We start from the raw sequence: 15,906 nt of genomic DNA, 5'->3' as shown, positions 1-15,906 counted from the left end.
ATCATTACCTTTATATCAAATCAATGAACACATGAAAAAAGTATCTATGATTACTCATAAACACTTTTTTAGTTCACACTTATTTAGTTTTCCAAGTTGTTCCTTCCTTAGTATCAAAGAGTTCAACATTCATAGCTATAAATTCATTTCTTATCTCATCTGCTCTTGCCCAATTTTTATTTGCTCTTGCGTCAGTTCTTTCAATTATAAGCTTATTTATAAGCTCCTCATCTACATTCGAAACTCCTTTTTCCATTGTCATAAGATCTAATGACAATACCCTATCAAAATTTTCTATGAGTATAGCTTTTTCTTTATTATTAAGTCCATCATCTTTTAAAACATCAAAAAGTACAGTAAAAGCATTTGCTATATTTAAATCATCACAAATGTAGGATGTAAATTTTTCTTTGTACCCTTTAATTTTCTCATCACTTACTATAGCATTTTCATCACTAGAAATTAAAACACTAGCAATTCTGTCTTTAAGTTTTTTTAGTCCCTTCTTAGCATCAGCTAAACTCTCAAAACTAAAGACTAACTGTCTTCTATATTTAGATAGAAGACAGAAATATCTATAATCTAAAGGACTGTAGCCTTCTTCTTCAAGTTTTGCTATAGTTAAGAACTCCCCTGTAGATTTTGACATTTTACCATTATCTACTACTAGAAACTCTGCATGCATCCAGTAATTTACCCATTTATGTCCGAGTACTCCTTCTGATTGAGCTACTTCGTTAGTGTGATGTATAGGAATATGATCTACTCCACCACAATGAATATCTAAATATTCACCAATATATTTAACAGACATAGCAGAACATTCTAAATGCCAGCCTGGAAAACCTTTACCCCAGGGTGACTCCCACTGCATAATTTGATTAGAAAACTTAGAGTTTGTAAACCATAATACAAAATCTAGTGGATTTTTTTTATTAGGATCTATTTCTATTCTACTTCCTGCTTTAAGTTCATCAATACTAATATTTGCAAGCTTAGTGTAATCTGCAAATTTATCAATTTCAAAATATACATTTCCATTCGAAACATAAGTATAGCCTTTTTCTTCAAGTTTTTTTATAAAATCTATCATATCCTGTATATGCTCTGTTGCTCTACACACAATAGTTGGTCTTTTTATATTAAGTTTAGTGCAATCTTCAAAAAAAGCGTCTTCATAAAACTTAGCAATTTCCCACACAGTTTTATGTTCACGGCTTGCTCCCAGGGCCATCTTATCTTCGCCTTCATCTCCATCTGATTGGAGGTGACCTACATCCGTTACATTCATTACATGCTTAACTTTATAATTTATATACTCTAAGGATTTTTTAAGTACATCTTCAAAAATATATGTCCTTAAATTACCTATATGCGCATAGTTGTACACCGTAGGTCCACATGTGTACATTCCCACCACACCTTCTTTATAAGGTATAAACTCATCTTTATTTCTAGTCAAAGTATTATAAACGTAAAAACTCACTATATCCACTCCTTCTTAAATAGTACAATTAGTATCAACGACTTTCAGAAACTCACACTAATAATTAAAAAATATAAAAAAACCACAGGTATGCTGTAGCTTAAAAGTATCAACAACTGCAAAATTAATTGTTTTGCTTTTTAAAAAAATATATATATAAATTCTAACATAATATTAAGATAATGCAATAAATTATCACAATATTATTTTATTTCTTAGGAAATTATATAATATCAAACTAAGGATGAGTTCATTAAACTACTTTTGTTTTTTATTTTCCTATAAAATAAAAAAGAGAAGCATATAAACAAAAGTTTAATGCTTCTCTTTTTTTACTTTCTGTCAGCAGATTGTTTTTTTGTTGTAGCATTTTGGTTTTTTCCAGTTTCTCTTGTTATTGGAGTATCATAATTACTCTTAACTAATCTAGAAAATTTATTATCAGGTTGACTATCTTTAGGCATAAAAACATCTCCCTTTTATTTATTTATGTTTATATGTTTTACAATTAAAAAAATTATATTCTATTTCATTTATTATTTTAACGACATTTCAGAAAGAAGTCTCACACTCCTACAAGTGGGGGTAATTAAAAAAATACTATTAACAATAATAGATTCTCTACTATTGTTAATAGTATTTTTATTTGTCTAATTCTAAAAATGCTCTCCATTTTCATAGTATCGCTTTTCTTCTAGAATTGTAAAAATTACATCTACATCTTTATACCCAGCTGAATGAATATACTTTGTGATTATTTTAGCCATGGCATCCTGAACTTCTTGACCTCTATCAAACCATGCAACCTCTACCATGGGATATGTCTTTATTATTTCACCTTCCATAATAAATGTTGAACTAATACATTCAAAGGTAAAATAATTTTTAGGGCATTCAAGAAGTTCTTGCATTTCTTGTAACATATCTACACTTATTTTACAAATATCATTTACTTCCACACCTTGCAACTTTAACTGTGGCATATCTATCAACTCCTTATTAAATTATCTAATTTTGTATTTTAAGTCTTGTAATTATTAATTCAAAAAATTAATTTTTCTAGTTTGAAATCTTAAAACTCATTTTCATAGAAGTTTTTAAATTCTTATCATTATATAACCCGCTTATATCCTTGCTTATATATAAAGTATAATTTTGACCAAGTTCAAAAGGTGTATTATGAAGGATTTTCACAGTTTTCTTATCTCCAGATAACTGAAGTTTTATAGGAAAATTGGAGTTTTCTCCTTGTCTACATATAAATATTTTATCCTTTAGACTCAATTCATCAATTTCCTTGTTAAAGTTAATATTCCACTCTTTTGTCGATATAACCGCAGCATTACTATCTACTTTAGCCCATTGCACAAATTCTTTTTCGTCAAATATTGGTAATCTAGCATTATAAATCTGAGTTGCTGCAAGATAATCCGATTTTACAAATGTATGATCCTCTGAGATTTTTTTATCATTTAAATTATAATAATTATAAAGCACTCTTCCTTTTATATCAGGTAATGGGTCATCCCAGGTACAATCCAAATGATACCATGCATCATGGAGCTTAACTAAGTTCCATGCATGATCTTCACCATTTCCTTTACCCAAAACTATTTTAGTTTCAATTCCTACCTCATTTAACATTTTGTAAGCTAATTGCGCATAACCACTACACACAGTTGTTCCATTTTTTAATGCTTCATAAGCAGTAAATTTACTAATTGTAGTATCATAAGCTACATGGGATACAATATAATCGTGAATTACTTTCTCTTTTTGATCATCATTCATACTAACTTTTATTATATCTTTGAGGATTATAGTTACCTGTGAGTTCACATAATCCTCTTGTATTTTTGTGGTATAAAAACTAAAATCAAAATTTATTGTAACATCATTTTCATATCCTCTATAACTACATTGATATGATTTTATGCAACTTTTCAAATAATCATCAGCTTTAAAAATCCCATAAATCTCAGTTTCAATTATAGATTTTAGATTAGTTATGTCTGCCTTGTACCTTATGTTAAAGCTTGTCTCTCTTTGCGCTAACTGGTTTTTTATAATACTATTTAAATCTTGTGCAGAATATGCTATTTTTTCCACATTTAAAGCATTATATGCTCTGTCTGAATTGCCATTTAATTCTACTGCCGCTGTATTTATTGACATTAAGGGTAAATTCATTGTTTCTAATATTAAAATTAATAATAAGATACATACTTTTTTTACTATACTTTTATGATATTTCACATTAGCACCTCTTTTTATAAAACACACTATAATCTTGTGTTTTTATAATAATTTTAGCACTATATACTATAGCATGTCTACAGTGATTTTAATTTTAATGTTAACTAAATTAAAAAATACAAAAAATAGTTATTGTAATAATCTATTATGCTTAAACCTCTCCACTAAATCTTTTGAATATCCATGGTGCTCCAATTGTAATCCACAATCCAATTACAAAATATCTAAAGAAATCAGCAAATATGCTGATAGGCAAAATTACCTTTAATGTACTTTTTAATGCTATGAGAATAGTTAATCCAGATACTAATTTTATTACTTGCTTTAAAATAGTATTTCTAACATCATACTGCACATACTTAGACTCTAGAATGTATCCAATATAGAAACCCAATACTATTCCTGCTATTGTATAATAAGTTTTTTCTCTAAAAAATATCATTCCAATAAGCATAGGTACAACAATTATCATTAGTATCCATTTTTTTTCAGTAGATTCAGCATATTCAAAAATATAATTAGATATCAAAGTCCATATAATTCCAACTACTATTCCGCCAACTACATCTATGGGCCAATGTACACCAAGATATAATCTTGAAATTCCAACTAAGATAATAGCTAGTATTCCAACTATATACATCCACTTTCTCTTCACCTGATCAATCCACGAAATCCAAAACGTGGCTGCTCCTTGAGTATGTCCACTTGGAAAAGATTGTCCTGTAGCAGTTTCTACTCTCAAAGAGCTTATACCAGTCACTCCTATTGGTCTTACTGAATTTACTATATCCTTAAGCGCGGTGTTTACAATTGTGCTTGTAAGTAATGCGAAGCCTAATTTATACCCAAATTTTTTATTTACGCACCAAAATATTATAGCAGCTGCAATAATGTAAAAATACTGTTCTCCAGTCATTGTAACTATTTGAAAAAAAATATCCAAAAATGGGGATTTTATAGATTGAATAAATTTAATAATTTCGATCTGCATATTTCCTCCTTATCCATCTCATAAAGTTAATATATTACATACATTTGTGCTCACTCTATAAAATTCCTTTGTATTATTTACCTTTAATTTTCTTTACATCTTCAGACCAAATTTTAACATAATCATCTGTTGCCCACTGTGCCATAACAGACACTTCCGAATTTTTAAGTTGTAACTCTTTCAAGGGAACCTCCCCTAAAACATTATCTTTTATAGCATAAACTGACAATTTTGAATTTGTTAACACTACTACAATATCTTTATTAGGAGATGTATATGCATCTAATGCATTAGGAACTTTTTGCTTTATAACCTCCCAAGATGGAAATAGTGAATCATAGTTTACCAAGTTTTCAGGTGCTTCTATAGGAACATTAAAATCCGCATATTCATTTTTTACCATCGCACCTGAAAAATTTAATCTACCACGTAATAACCATTTCCCGTTCTTTCTAAAAATCCCAAAACTTGTAGGCAGTGGCGTACTATTTACTACATTTTTATCTTTTTCTGGAATAGTTCTTAAATATGATTTTGCACCAGCATTTAGCCCATCTATCCCTTTTTCACCTAATACCTTCGATGCAACAATTGGAACTTCTGACCCAGTATATATAGTATCCAAGGGAACCACTTCTAATAAATGAGATGAATTTGATTGTTTGTCACCTTTTACATCACTTTCAATATCTCTCTCATAACACACATAATCATTTCCCACAAAATTAACACTTTTAAAATCATAAAAACCTGTATTTTCGACTTTTATGCTTGCTTTTTTCATTTCTTTGCCTACGGGCGCCGCTAGCACGGAATCCACCCCATAATTATCAGTAATTTCTCTACTAACCTGGAGTTTCCAAAAACCAGTCCTCCTTGGCACAAATAAAAATGGCAACTCGGATATAGGCTCTACTGAACCATCATAGCTAATCCATAATGTTCTATATACCGGTTCCAATATAGTTTTATTTTCATTAGCATAAGGTAATTTATAATCAACACTTTTATAATATTTTAAGCCTAACAAAAGTCCAGATTGATTTCCTTTTGTATAGGGATCTATTTTACTATAAGATAATTTTTTTCCATTTTCAATGTCATCTATACTTATTTTGTTTTCATTAGGTTGCTTTGACAGAAAGAAGAATACTCCATCCTTTATTATGACTATCCTGCTATCATCAATTTTTATAATATCTCTAAAATAATTTTGATTAGAAGTAATAGTAATAATCTTAATTTCACTTTGATTTATATTAATACTCTTCATAGACGATTTGTAATTATTGTATAAATATGTATTAGAATCTACACTTTTAATCTTAAACTCAGGCTTTTCACAATTATCATCTGGAAGAACAATTTTTTGCTCATCAAAGGATGCCTTTTTTCCAATCCACTCCTTTGCCTCTGCTTCCTCCATTTTAGACACAGCTGAAAATGCATAGCTTTCTACCTTCCAAATTCCATGGACAGAAATTGCTACTTTAGGTGGTACTACTCTGCTGGTTGTTGATAAATCAACATTATTGCAGGCCGTAAAACTTACTAATACTAACACTAAAATAAATAAAGATATTATTTTTTTCATAACTTTGCTCCCTTGCACAGTATTAATTATTCGCAAATTACACTGGGATAATTATACATACTTCTGTGCCCTTATCAATCGCACTACTAATTTGGAGTTTACCCCCATGAAGCTTTATAATTTCATCACATATTGAAAGTCCTATACCATTTTTTGAATTAGCATTTCTACCTTTAAAAAACTTTTCTTTTACTCTTGGTAATTCATCTTTCGGTATACCGCATCCTGTATCTATTATTTTTATAATAATATTTTCAACTTCTAAATTTGCCCTTATAGTTACATTCCCTCCATTAGGTGTGAATTTAAAAGAATTATCTAAAATATTTATCAGTACTTGTTTCAACCTATTTCTATCCACAAATATTTTCGGTAAATTTTCTTCTATTTCTAAATTTAAATGGATGTTATCCTTTAAAACTCTAGGCACAGTCTGCATTTTTATATTCATTAAAATATCCTTTAAATCAATAAAGTCCTTCTTTATAGACACTTTTCCTGAAGATAATTTAGAGAAGTCCAACAAATCCTCAACTAAAAAAGTTAATCTATCAGATTCTTGTTCTATAATGCAAAGCCCCTCTTTAAGTTCTTCTTCATCTTCTAACTTACTAGAATTCAATACAATAGACCATCCTTTAATAGATGTAAGTGGTGTTCTCAGTTCATGTGATACAGAGGCAATAAATTCATCCTTCAGCCTTTCGTTTTTTAATATTTCGTCAGTCATATAGTTCAACGTTTTTGCTAGCTGTCCTAATTCATCATCTGAATTTATATTGATTTTCTCATTAAAATTTCCACTGGCCATCTTTTCTGCCCCTACCATGATTTTTTTTATAGGCTTAGTTATTATATTAGAAATAAAGAGACTTACTATTCCTGATAATATAATAACCATCCCACCAGTAATAAGGAAAAATCTGGATAGTGCATAAATATCCTCATCAATTTTCTTAAGGGAAGTTATAAACCTCAATACCCCATTTATTTTTCCATTATAAAACAAGGGATATGCTACTGTCATAACCCCCTCATTTTCATGTATTTGTCTGTCAATTATGCTACCAAGTCCTCCATCTAAGGCTGTTTTAAAATCTTTTCCCTCCAATTTTTCTACTGGTATTGATCCTAGAGAATCCATAATAACAAATCCCTTTAAATCTATAATTTGAACTTCAGCATTAATATTTTCATAAAACACATCTACATTATTAGCTACATTTTCCTTCACGCCTGCTGAAGCTAAATATGTATTATAAAAGCTAGTAGATAACTTTAACTGATTGGATAGATTTGATTCTAAATTTTTGTAATAGTATTTTTTAGTTCCTGCTATTAAAAATCCCTCTACAATTATAACAGTAATTAGTATTACCAATAAGTAACTACCAGCCAGCTTCGTTCTTATGGATTTCAATTTAAGAATCCCCCCATCTATAACCTGTTCCCCAAACTGTCTCTATATATTGAGGATTTGATGGGTCTTTTTCAACTTTACTTCTAAGTCTTCTAATATTTACATCAACTATTTTAGTATCTCCAATAAACTCATATCCCCAAATTGAATTTAAAAGTTCATCGCGACTCAATGCCTTACTAGGGTTTTGAATAAACATTTTCATAAGCAAAAATTCTTTTGGTGTTAAATCTAATTCTATATCACTTTTAAAAATCTTCTTTGAGTACAGATCAATTTTGAATTCTCTAGAATTAATAAAATTTGATCCTTCATTACTTTTGTACTTCATTCGTCTTAAAAGAGAATTTATCCGTGCAACAAGTTCCAATGGATTAAAAGGCTTTACCATGTAATCATCTGCACCAAATTCTAATCCCATTATTTTATCCATATCTTGTCCTCTAGCTGTCAAAATAATTATCCCAATATTTTCATTTTGTTTTTTTAATTTTTCACAAAGTTCAAATCCATTCATACCCGGAAGCATAACATCTAATATAAGCACATCTGGGGTTTCCTGAAGTATTTTTTGTATGCCTTCTTCCGCTGAGGCAGCCTCAAAAACTTGGAATTTTTCTCTCTTTAAACTAATTTTAATAAACTTTCTAATAGACTCTTCGTCTTCCACTATTAATATTCTACTCATTCTTGCACCCCCATTTACCTAATACTAAAATTATATCAAACATTACTACAATTTATAAGAGCTTTCTAAATTATAATAAAGGTTTTACAAAATCCTTAAAACAAAAAACCAATCTAATATATAGACTGGCTTTTAAAACATCATTTATAAATTAGCCGTATTAGCACGTACTTATTCTACCTTTTCATAATCTACATCGATAATAACGCTATCCTCATAATTAATATCAATGGAGTCTGTTGTAGACGTATCACTACTAGACATATTATCTTGTATGTTAGCATTTCTCTTTGTACTTAGCTTATAGATAAAATTTTTAATGTTCCTTACTAGTTTGAAACTACCCCATACTAAAACTCCAAAAACTGCAATAAAAAGCAAGGCTCTAATAACAAAGATAGCTATATAAGGTATCGCTACTAATATAAGGATAAAAATACCAATAGATATTGCTGATTTCATTAACTTTGAAATTATGTTCTTGCCCTTCGTATATTCCATGATAATATTTTCCTTCTTTCATTTTATGTGATTTATTTGTTAACTAATAATCTAATTATATCATATAAATAGCCCCATATATTAATTGTATCTTAAGAAAGTATTAATAATCTATTAAATAATTTATTTTATCATCTTGTTTAACTCATTGCTTATATTGCCAATCTCTCCAATTTCCTGTACAATATCAGAAATTTTATTGTTCTGTTCATGTATCACAGACAAAATTTGTTCTGTAGTAGCTGCATACTCCTGCGATACCGCAGCAATGTTTTGCACCTCTGTATCAACTACAGTAAATGTATCTTTAACATCGTTTATAACATGACTTTGTTTTGAAATGTGTAAATTCAACTCTTCAAATGTTGTTATTAAATTCTCAAATGTACCGTAAAGCTTTCGAGCAATTTGGTCCCCTATGTTTACTGCTTCATTACCTTTTTGTGCCTCTCCTAAAGCTACACTGGTGGTTATACTTGTACTTTTTATAATCTTATAAATATTTTCAACAGTGATATTACTTTCCTCTGCTAATTTACCAACTTCATTCGCTACAACTGAAAACCCTCTGCCAGCTTCTCCAGCCCTTGAAGCTTCTATTGAAGCATTTAAAGCTAATAAATTTGTCTGCTGCGCTATATTTTTTATTCCCGCTAAAAACTTATCTATATCCCCCATCTGGCTTTGAAGCGTAATTACTGTATCCAAAGAAGATTTAACAGCATTCTTAATTATACTCATCTGCTTGTCCAATTCTTTTATTTGCTGTGTCCCTTCTGTAACATCATTATTTACTACTCCTGAAACACTTACTATTTTTCGTGAAATTTCTTTACTTTGTTCCACAGTATTGGAAGTGCTAATTATGGTTTGACTTATGTTGTTGACATTATCCGCTTGCATAGTTATGCCATTTGTCATCTCATTAACTGCTGAAACAACACTTTCACTTATTTCCTTTACCGTGTTTATATTTATATTACATTTTCCAATACTACTATTCAAAACCCCCGTGTTTTTATCTATGCCATCCATTGTATTTTCCAATTTGCTTAATAAGTCCAATGTTTTTTCCTCTTTTTCTAAACTTTCGCGAATTAACTCTGAACTCCATTTTGTAAGTAAACATAATAAAAATATGCTAAGAGTTATAATAGCTAAACTACTTATAAAGCCTCTAAATTCCATGGTAGTTCCCAGTATAGATTTTGGTGACAAAATATACATTAAAATTAATGAAAAATCTAAAATAAATCCATAAATACATAATAAAATAATATCACTGTATAATGCTACTAATAACAGGCAAGCATTAAATACTAAAACCCCAGATTCTAATCCCCCTTGTAAATAAGCTAAATACAAACACCCAAAAAGTGGTGATAAATTTACTAGTAGTCCCTTAATTCTGAAATTCATCTTGGAAATATAAAAAATGCTTGCAATTATTGAAGATATTCCAGTTACAATCAAAACTTCAACCCCTGCATCTTTTCCTTGTGCTAATGCGGTTTGCAATGTTAATACAATAGTGGATACCCATATAGCTATAATATTAAAATTTAAGATTTTTTTATTTCTATTCGTGAGTTCTTGTCCAACCTTCATACATGTCTCCCTTTGTAACTTTATTTTATGTATAGTATAGTATATATATCTAATTTATACTATAACTTTCAATTTATTCTAAACTGCTATTGCATTCCTCCATCTATTGTTATCACTTGTCCAGTAATATATTTTGATTTTTCACTGACTAAAAAGGCTACAAGCATACCAACATCCTGCACTTCCCCAAATTTCATCATAGGTATTTCAGAAGCTAGTGATTTGCGTTCTTCACTACTAAGCCAACTATTCATTTCTGTATCTATAACTCCTGGTGCTATAGCATTAACCCTAATATTAGATGGTGCAAGTTCCTTAGCTAGTGCCTTTGTAAAAGAGTTAATCGCTCCTTTAGAAGCTGAATAAATAACTTCACAAGAAGCACCTACATTCCCCCACATTGAGGATATATTTATTATTACTCCACTTTTTTGTTTTATCATTTCTTTTACTACGCTATGTGAACAATTAATTGTACCCTTAAGATTTACATTTAAAATATTGTCCCATTCACCCGGTGACTCATCCATAAATAGACCAACCTTTGAGATTCCTGCATTATTTATCAATATGTCTACTTTGCCTAATTTTTCAACAGTAGTTTTTATCAACTGTTTTGAAAATTCATATTCACTTACATCCCCCTTGATTTTCAAGGCGTAAGCTCCTATTTCTTCAATTTCCTGCAGAGTTTTTTCAGCTTCCTTATCATTACTTTTATAATTTATTACTACACAAGCTCCAGACTTAGCTAGTTCTATAGCAATTCCTTTTCCAATTCCTCTAGATCCTCCTGTAACTATAGCTACTTTACCTTTTAAATTCATAAAAATCGCTCCTAACTTATAATGTTTTCTTTCTAATCCTTTTTTATACCTTACCTTTCACCAATATAATATAAACAATCTGGCTTCCAATCTGCCAAAGAAATGTAGCCAACTGACTTTAATTTTTCTATTAGAGCCTTGTCCTGTGGACAAACAGGGGTAGATAGCTCTTTGACTCCCTTGTTCTTATAGTTCAATAAATAATAATCCATAAATGTATTTATTCCTTCAAAGGTATCTTCCATTGCAATAAAATTAGCTTCGCCTTTATATTTAAACAGTCCAGGATGACCATTTATTTTAACAAGTGAATTATTAGCTTTAAGACTTTCATATAACTTACCAGTAACTTCTTCAAAAACGAAGGCTAGTGGTAATAATCCATTTCTTCTTTTTATATAATAATGATTTTTGAATTCCTCAAAGTTAATATCCCAGACTTCTACACGAAAATCTTCTATATTTATATTTGAATCTAAAGAGGATATATTCTTAATTGCCAAAACTTGAGTTTCCTTTAACTTAAAGTTCAATTTTTCCATCATAGTTTTGCTTTCTATACTGGTAATATGAGTTGCAAAGGCAATTTTATTTATAACCCCCTTTTCTAAGGATTCAGTTGCTCTTTTTAATATCTCCTCTGTAGCTCTCTTTGCCAATTTCTGACCTCTGTAATTAGTATGTACCCTAAGTCCTTCCAGCCAACCACTTCCATCATAAAGTATGGATAGTTTAGCTACTACAACAACTTTATTATTATCCGTATCAACTCCACCTAAAAATATTCCTTTATCCTCTACCCATTTGTGGAATACACTGGGTAGATAATCGCCACCTTCCCAAATATCCTTTGAAATTTCTTCAATATCTTCATAGTCTTCGTGTATTAGTTTTCTAAAAACTATCATTGCATTCCTCCTTCATTATTTATTATTTACTAACGTAATTTCATTAATTTAACACTATTATCTCTAATTTAATAATAAGGCAAATTCAAATAAATAACAATATAGTTCTACCTATTTGCATTTAACATATTTTATGTTACATTTTAAGTAGTTATAAAAATTTTCTTATTATTAGATCTATTTACTTAGTTCAATTTAAATAGTAGCATTTGATAAATGCAATTGGAGGAAAAAATGTCAAAAACAAAAAGAGAATTTGGTGAAGGAACTATTCAAAACATATCTAATTACATATTTTGGTTTTTTTCTGGCAATTTTTACTTTTGTCTTCTCAATATTCCACTACTTTTTATATTACTTGTGGTTATCTCTAATGGTGGAGTCCCAATTCCACCCTGGTTTGCTTTTATTATTATTTTATGCTGTATCCCCATCGGACCCGCCGCAACCGCACTACTTAGTGTAATGGGAAAGCTTATAAGGGAAAAAGATATAAGTATTACAAAGGATTTTTTTAAAGCTTATAAAGCTAATTTTTTTCAATCATTATTTTTTTGGACTATAGAATTGCTTATAATAGGTATATTATTTATTAATACTAAATTCTTTATCTCAAAGGGTTACCCACAAATTGTAACTTCGCTTATTTTTATTATTATTGCTTTTATTTTTTTAATAAGTCTTTATGTATTCCCAATAATCTCAAGATTTTATTTAGGTTGGAAAGATATTCTTAAAACTGCAGCATACTATTCCATTAAAAAAATTCATATTACGCTATTAAATTTTGCTAGCTTTTTAGTTATAGGCTTCGTATTGTATAAAGTTTCTAATTTTATATTATTATTTATGGCTAGTGCTATATGTTATTTATTAATGTTTTATCAACAAAAAATACTACTTGAAATTGAAGATAAGCTTAAAAAAAATACTGAAAATATTCAAGGATAAAGCATGCTATAAAAAAAGATAAAAGCAGGGGACAGTTAGGTACTATTTAATAAAATTAAAATAGTACCTAACTGTCCCCTTAAGTTTTTTGTATATATCTCTATGTGTGCTAAACTATATAGTATATTATAATTAAATTATGAGCTTTGAAAAGTTCTATAATATGTTACAAACCATTAACTAAAAGCTCTATTAATATCAGAAAGAAGGGCAAAATGGATTATATTGGAATAGATGAGAGAATTATTCCTAGCGCTATGGCCGGAAAAATAAGGATGTTGTATTAAAGTATAGTTTTCAGAAAAAATTGTTTGGTGATAAATATAAGGATTAAGTAGTATACTCTATGCTATATTATTATTAATTACAAATTTTATGAGATATTCAAAAAATATTTTAAGAAAAATGATAATTTCTTGCAATATATAGGATTATCTTTTATATTTATAATAGGACATTTACCTATTATAAGTAATTTAAATAAACATAAACATTAAGTTGTATAAATAAGGAGGAAATTAAATTGAGTAAAATTGAACAATTAACCGTAGATACTATAAGGGTTTTATCAGCTGAAGCAATACAAAAATCAAATTCAGGACATCCAGGGCTACCTCTCGGAGTGGCACCAATGGCATATACACTATGGGCAAACCATATGAAACATAATCCTCTCAATTCAAAATGGCAGGATAGAGATAGATTTGTGCTTTCTGCAGGACATGGTTCAATGCTTGAATATTCACTACTCCATCTTTTTGGATATGGCCTAACTACTGAAGACTTAAAGAATTTCAGACAATTGGGAAGCTTAACACCTGGTCATCCAGAATACGGTCATACAAATGGTGTTGAAGTTACCACAGGACCATTAGGTCAAGGAATTGCTAATGCAGTAGGTATGGCAATCGCTGAAAGTCATCTTGCAGCAAAATTTAATACAAAAGATCATGCGATTGTAGATCATTATACCTTTGCTATATGTGGTGACGGGGACAATATGGAAGGAATCTCTGGCGAAGCAGCATCCCTTGCAGGTACCTTAGGACTTTCTAAACTTATCGTAATGTATGATTCAAATAGCATATCTATAGAAGGCAGTACAAGTATTGCATTTACAGAAGATGTAGGCATGCGATTTGATGCCTATGGATGGCAAGTGTTATATGTAGAAGACGGCAATGATATGGAAGCAATAGGTAATGCCATTGAAAATGCTAAACTTGAGTTAAATAAACCTTCCTTTATTGTAGTTAAAACTATTATCGGATTTGGTTGTGCTAAAAAACAAGGGACTTCCTCAGCACATGGCGAACCACTTGGTGAAGATAATATAGTTGAAATGAAAAAATGCATGGGCTGGAGTGAAGAACCATTTACAGTTCCAAGTGAAGTAACTAAGCATATGGAAAATGTAAAAGCAGATCTTAAAGCAAAGGAAACTGCATGGAATACTCTTTATGCTCAGTACAGCAAATCAAATCCACAGCTTGCTAAAGAATATGAAGCATGGCAAAGTGGAGAACTTCCTATAGATTTACTTAAAGTGGAGGAAATGTGGAAGTTTGAGGGCAAAGCCGCAACAAGAAACTCTTCTGGAGCAATAATAAATACATTAGCTAAATATGTACCAAACCTTATAGGTGGTTCAGCCGATCTTGCACCTTCTAATAAAACATATATGAAGGACATGGGTGATTTTTCAAGAGAAGATAGAAATGGTTCTAATCTTCATTTTGGAGTAAGAGAACACGCAATGGCAGCTATTGCAAATGGAATCTATGTACATGGAGGTCTTAAAACCTTTGTTTCAACTTTCTTTGTATTTAGTGATTATATGAAGGGTGCTATGAGATTATCTGCCCTTATGAATCTTCCAATAGCTTATGTTCTAACTCATGATAGTATAGCAGTTGGTGAAGACGGACCGACTCATGAACCTATTGAACATCTTGCAGCACTTCGGGCTCTACCGAACTTTAATGTGTTTAGACCAGCTGATTCTAGAGAAACCGCTGTTGGTTGGTATGCTGCAATGACTTCAAAGACAACTCCTACTGCATTAATACTTACAAGACAGAATCTTCCACTATACGCCGAAACTTCAATAGAAGCACTAAAAGGTGCCTATGTATTAAAAACCTATGAAGAAAAAGGTAAAAACCCGGATATCATTTTAATGGCTTCTGGTTCTGAAGTAGAATTTATTTATGAAGGAGCTAAGTTATTAAATGACAAAGGTATAAAGGCTAGAGTAATAAGTATGCCTTGTTTAGATCTCTTTGAAGCACAATCAAAAGAATATAAAGAAGCTATATTGCCTTCAAATGTAAGAACTAGATTAGCAGTTGAGGCAGGTTCTTCCTTTGGTTGGCATAAATATGTGGGTCTTGATGGCGATGTAATAGCTATTGATAGATTCGGAGCTTCTGCTCCCGCTGAAGCACTATTCAAAGAATTTGGATTTACAACAGAAAATGTTGTTAGTAGAGCACTTAAATTACTCAAATAAAGTGCCACCCACGTGGCAAGTGGCATCACCATAAAATTATGTAAAGTGTTGTGAATAATTAATTGTAAATTAAAAAAGGTAGAGTATGTTCATGAAAATCATGAATTTGCTCTACCTTTTAAGTTAAATCATCACCTACGGTGCTGCAATATTAACGACTT

General features: G+C 30.2%; 14 protein-coding genes. 2 read left to right on the top strand and 12 right to left on the bottom strand.

The genetic code is table 11. From position 1 onward, the window contains the following. Positions 1 to 79 precede the first annotated feature (79 nt). From cysS to ACREV6_RS10540, 12 genes are all read right to left on the bottom strand, one after another. Positions 80 to 1,486 carry a cysteine--tRNA ligase gene (cysS, locus tag ACREV6_RS10595; protein WP_431577978.1) on the bottom strand — a complete coding sequence of 469 codons (1,407 nt, stop codon included), beginning with the start codon at positions 1,484 to 1,486 and terminating at the stop codon, positions 80 to 82. Between the two features lie 332 nt (positions 1,487 to 1,818). Continuing rightward, complete coding sequence (locus ACREV6_RS10590) at positions 1,819 to 1,950, bottom strand: hypothetical protein (RefSeq protein ID WP_258881059.1); 132 nt, start codon at positions 1,948 to 1,950, stop codon at positions 1,819 to 1,821. Between the two features lie 192 nt (positions 1,951 to 2,142). Further along, positions 2,143 to 2,469, bottom strand: coding sequence for a DUF1904 domain-containing protein (locus ACREV6_RS10585; protein ID WP_431577977.1), 327 nt, complete (start codon positions 2,467 to 2,469; stop codon positions 2,143 to 2,145). A 76-nt stretch (positions 2,470 to 2,545) separates the two neighbouring features. Continuing rightward, positions 2,546 to 3,742 (bottom strand): transglutaminase domain-containing protein, encoded by a 1,197-nt coding sequence (locus ACREV6_RS10580; protein ID WP_431577976.1) that lies wholly within the window; start codon positions 3,740 to 3,742, stop codon positions 2,546 to 2,548. 151 nt (positions 3,743 to 3,893) lie between these two features. Then, positions 3,894 to 4,736, bottom strand: coding sequence for a phosphatase PAP2 family protein (locus ACREV6_RS10575; protein ID WP_431577975.1), 843 nt, complete (start codon positions 4,734 to 4,736; stop codon positions 3,894 to 3,896). 73 nt (positions 4,737 to 4,809) lie between these two features. Further along, entirely contained in the window at positions 4,810 to 6,330 is a 1,521-nt protein-coding gene (locus tag ACREV6_RS10570; RefSeq protein WP_431577974.1) for a hypothetical protein, read from the bottom strand. 37 nt (positions 6,331 to 6,367) lie between these two features. Beyond that, on the bottom strand, positions 6,368 to 7,750 hold the full coding sequence (locus ACREV6_RS10565; protein ID WP_431577973.1) for a sensor histidine kinase: 1,383 nt from the start codon (positions 7,748 to 7,750) through the stop codon (positions 6,368 to 6,370). Between the two features lies 1 nt (position 7,751). After that, positions 7,752 to 8,438: a response regulator transcription factor gene (locus ACREV6_RS10560; RefSeq protein ID WP_431577972.1), complete on the bottom strand. Its 687-nt coding sequence runs from the start codon at positions 8,436 to 8,438 to the stop codon at positions 7,752 to 7,754. 171 nt (positions 8,439 to 8,609) lie between these two features. After that, entirely contained in the window at positions 8,610 to 8,939 is a 330-nt protein-coding gene (locus ACREV6_RS10555; protein ID WP_431577971.1) for a hypothetical protein, read from the bottom strand. A gap of 123 nt (positions 8,940 to 9,062) precedes the next feature. Beyond that, entirely contained in the window at positions 9,063 to 10,547 is a 1,485-nt protein-coding gene (locus ACREV6_RS10550) for a methyl-accepting chemotaxis protein (protein WP_431577970.1), read from the bottom strand. Positions 10,548 to 10,633: 86 nt separating this feature from the next. Further along, complete coding sequence (gene ymfI, locus ACREV6_RS10545; protein WP_431577969.1) at positions 10,634 to 11,374, bottom strand: elongation factor P 5-aminopentanone reductase; 741 nt, start codon at positions 11,372 to 11,374, stop codon at positions 10,634 to 10,636. A gap of 50 nt (positions 11,375 to 11,424) precedes the next feature. After that, complete coding sequence (locus ACREV6_RS10540) at positions 11,425 to 12,282, bottom strand: GNAT family N-acetyltransferase (protein ID WP_431577968.1); 858 nt, start codon at positions 12,280 to 12,282, stop codon at positions 11,425 to 11,427. Between the two features lie 234 nt (positions 12,283 to 12,516). On the opposite strand from ACREV6_RS10540, the gene ACREV6_RS10535 reads away from it, so the two are divergent. Continuing rightward, entirely contained in the window at positions 12,517 to 13,233 is a 717-nt protein-coding gene (locus tag ACREV6_RS10535; RefSeq protein WP_431577967.1) for a YesL family protein, read from the top strand. A gap of 523 nt (positions 13,234 to 13,756) precedes the next feature. Further along, positions 13,757 to 15,745: a transketolase gene (gene tkt / locus ACREV6_RS10530; protein WP_431577966.1), complete on the top strand. Its 1,989-nt coding sequence runs from the start codon at positions 13,757 to 13,759 to the stop codon at positions 15,743 to 15,745. Positions 15,746 to 15,906: the final 161 nt, after the last annotated feature.

This window comes from Clostridium sp. (assembly GCF_050717515.1).
Taxonomy (GTDB): Bacteria; Bacillota; Clostridia; order Clostridiales; family Clostridiaceae; genus Clostridium_AD.
This window is presented reverse-complemented; position numbering and strand designations above follow the sequence as displayed.

What these genes read in the sequence shown, in the direction of transcription:
- ACREV6_RS10585 (WP_431577977.1), bottom strand. Translation starts at nt 2,469, where the DNA reads ATGCCACAGTTAAAGTTGCAAGGTGTGGAAGTAAATGATATTTGTAAA.
- ACREV6_RS10590 (WP_258881059.1), bottom strand. Translation starts at nt 1,950, where the DNA reads ATGCCTAAAGATAGTCAACCTGATAATAAATTTTCTAGATTAGTTAAG.
- ACREV6_RS10550 (WP_431577970.1), bottom strand. Translation starts at nt 10,547, where the DNA reads ATGAAGGTTGGACAAGAACTCACGAATAGAAATAAAAAAATCTTAAAT.
- ACREV6_RS10560 (WP_431577972.1), bottom strand. Translation starts at nt 8,438, where the DNA reads ATGAGTAGAATATTAATAGTGGAAGACGAAGAGTCTATTAGAAAGTTT.
- ACREV6_RS10540 (WP_431577968.1), bottom strand. Translation starts at nt 12,282, where the DNA reads ATGATAGTTTTTAGAAAACTAATACACGAAGACTATGAAGATATTGAA.
- ACREV6_RS10570 (WP_431577974.1), bottom strand. Translation starts at nt 6,330, where the DNA reads ATGAAAAAAATAATATCTTTATTTATTTTAGTGTTAGTATTAGTAAGT.
- ymfI (WP_431577969.1), bottom strand. Translation starts at nt 11,374, where the DNA reads ATGAATTTAAAAGGTAAAGTAGCTATAGTTACAGGAGGATCTAGAGGA.
- ACREV6_RS10535 (WP_431577967.1), top strand. Translation starts at nt 12,517, where the DNA reads ATGTCAAAAACAAAAAGAGAATTTGGTGAAGGAACTATTCAAAACATA.
- ACREV6_RS10555 (WP_431577971.1), bottom strand. Translation starts at nt 8,939, where the DNA reads ATGGAATATACGAAGGGCAAGAACATAATTTCAAAGTTAATGAAATCA.
- ACREV6_RS10575 (WP_431577975.1), bottom strand. Translation starts at nt 4,736, where the DNA reads ATGCAGATCGAAATTATTAAATTTATTCAATCTATAAAATCCCCATTT.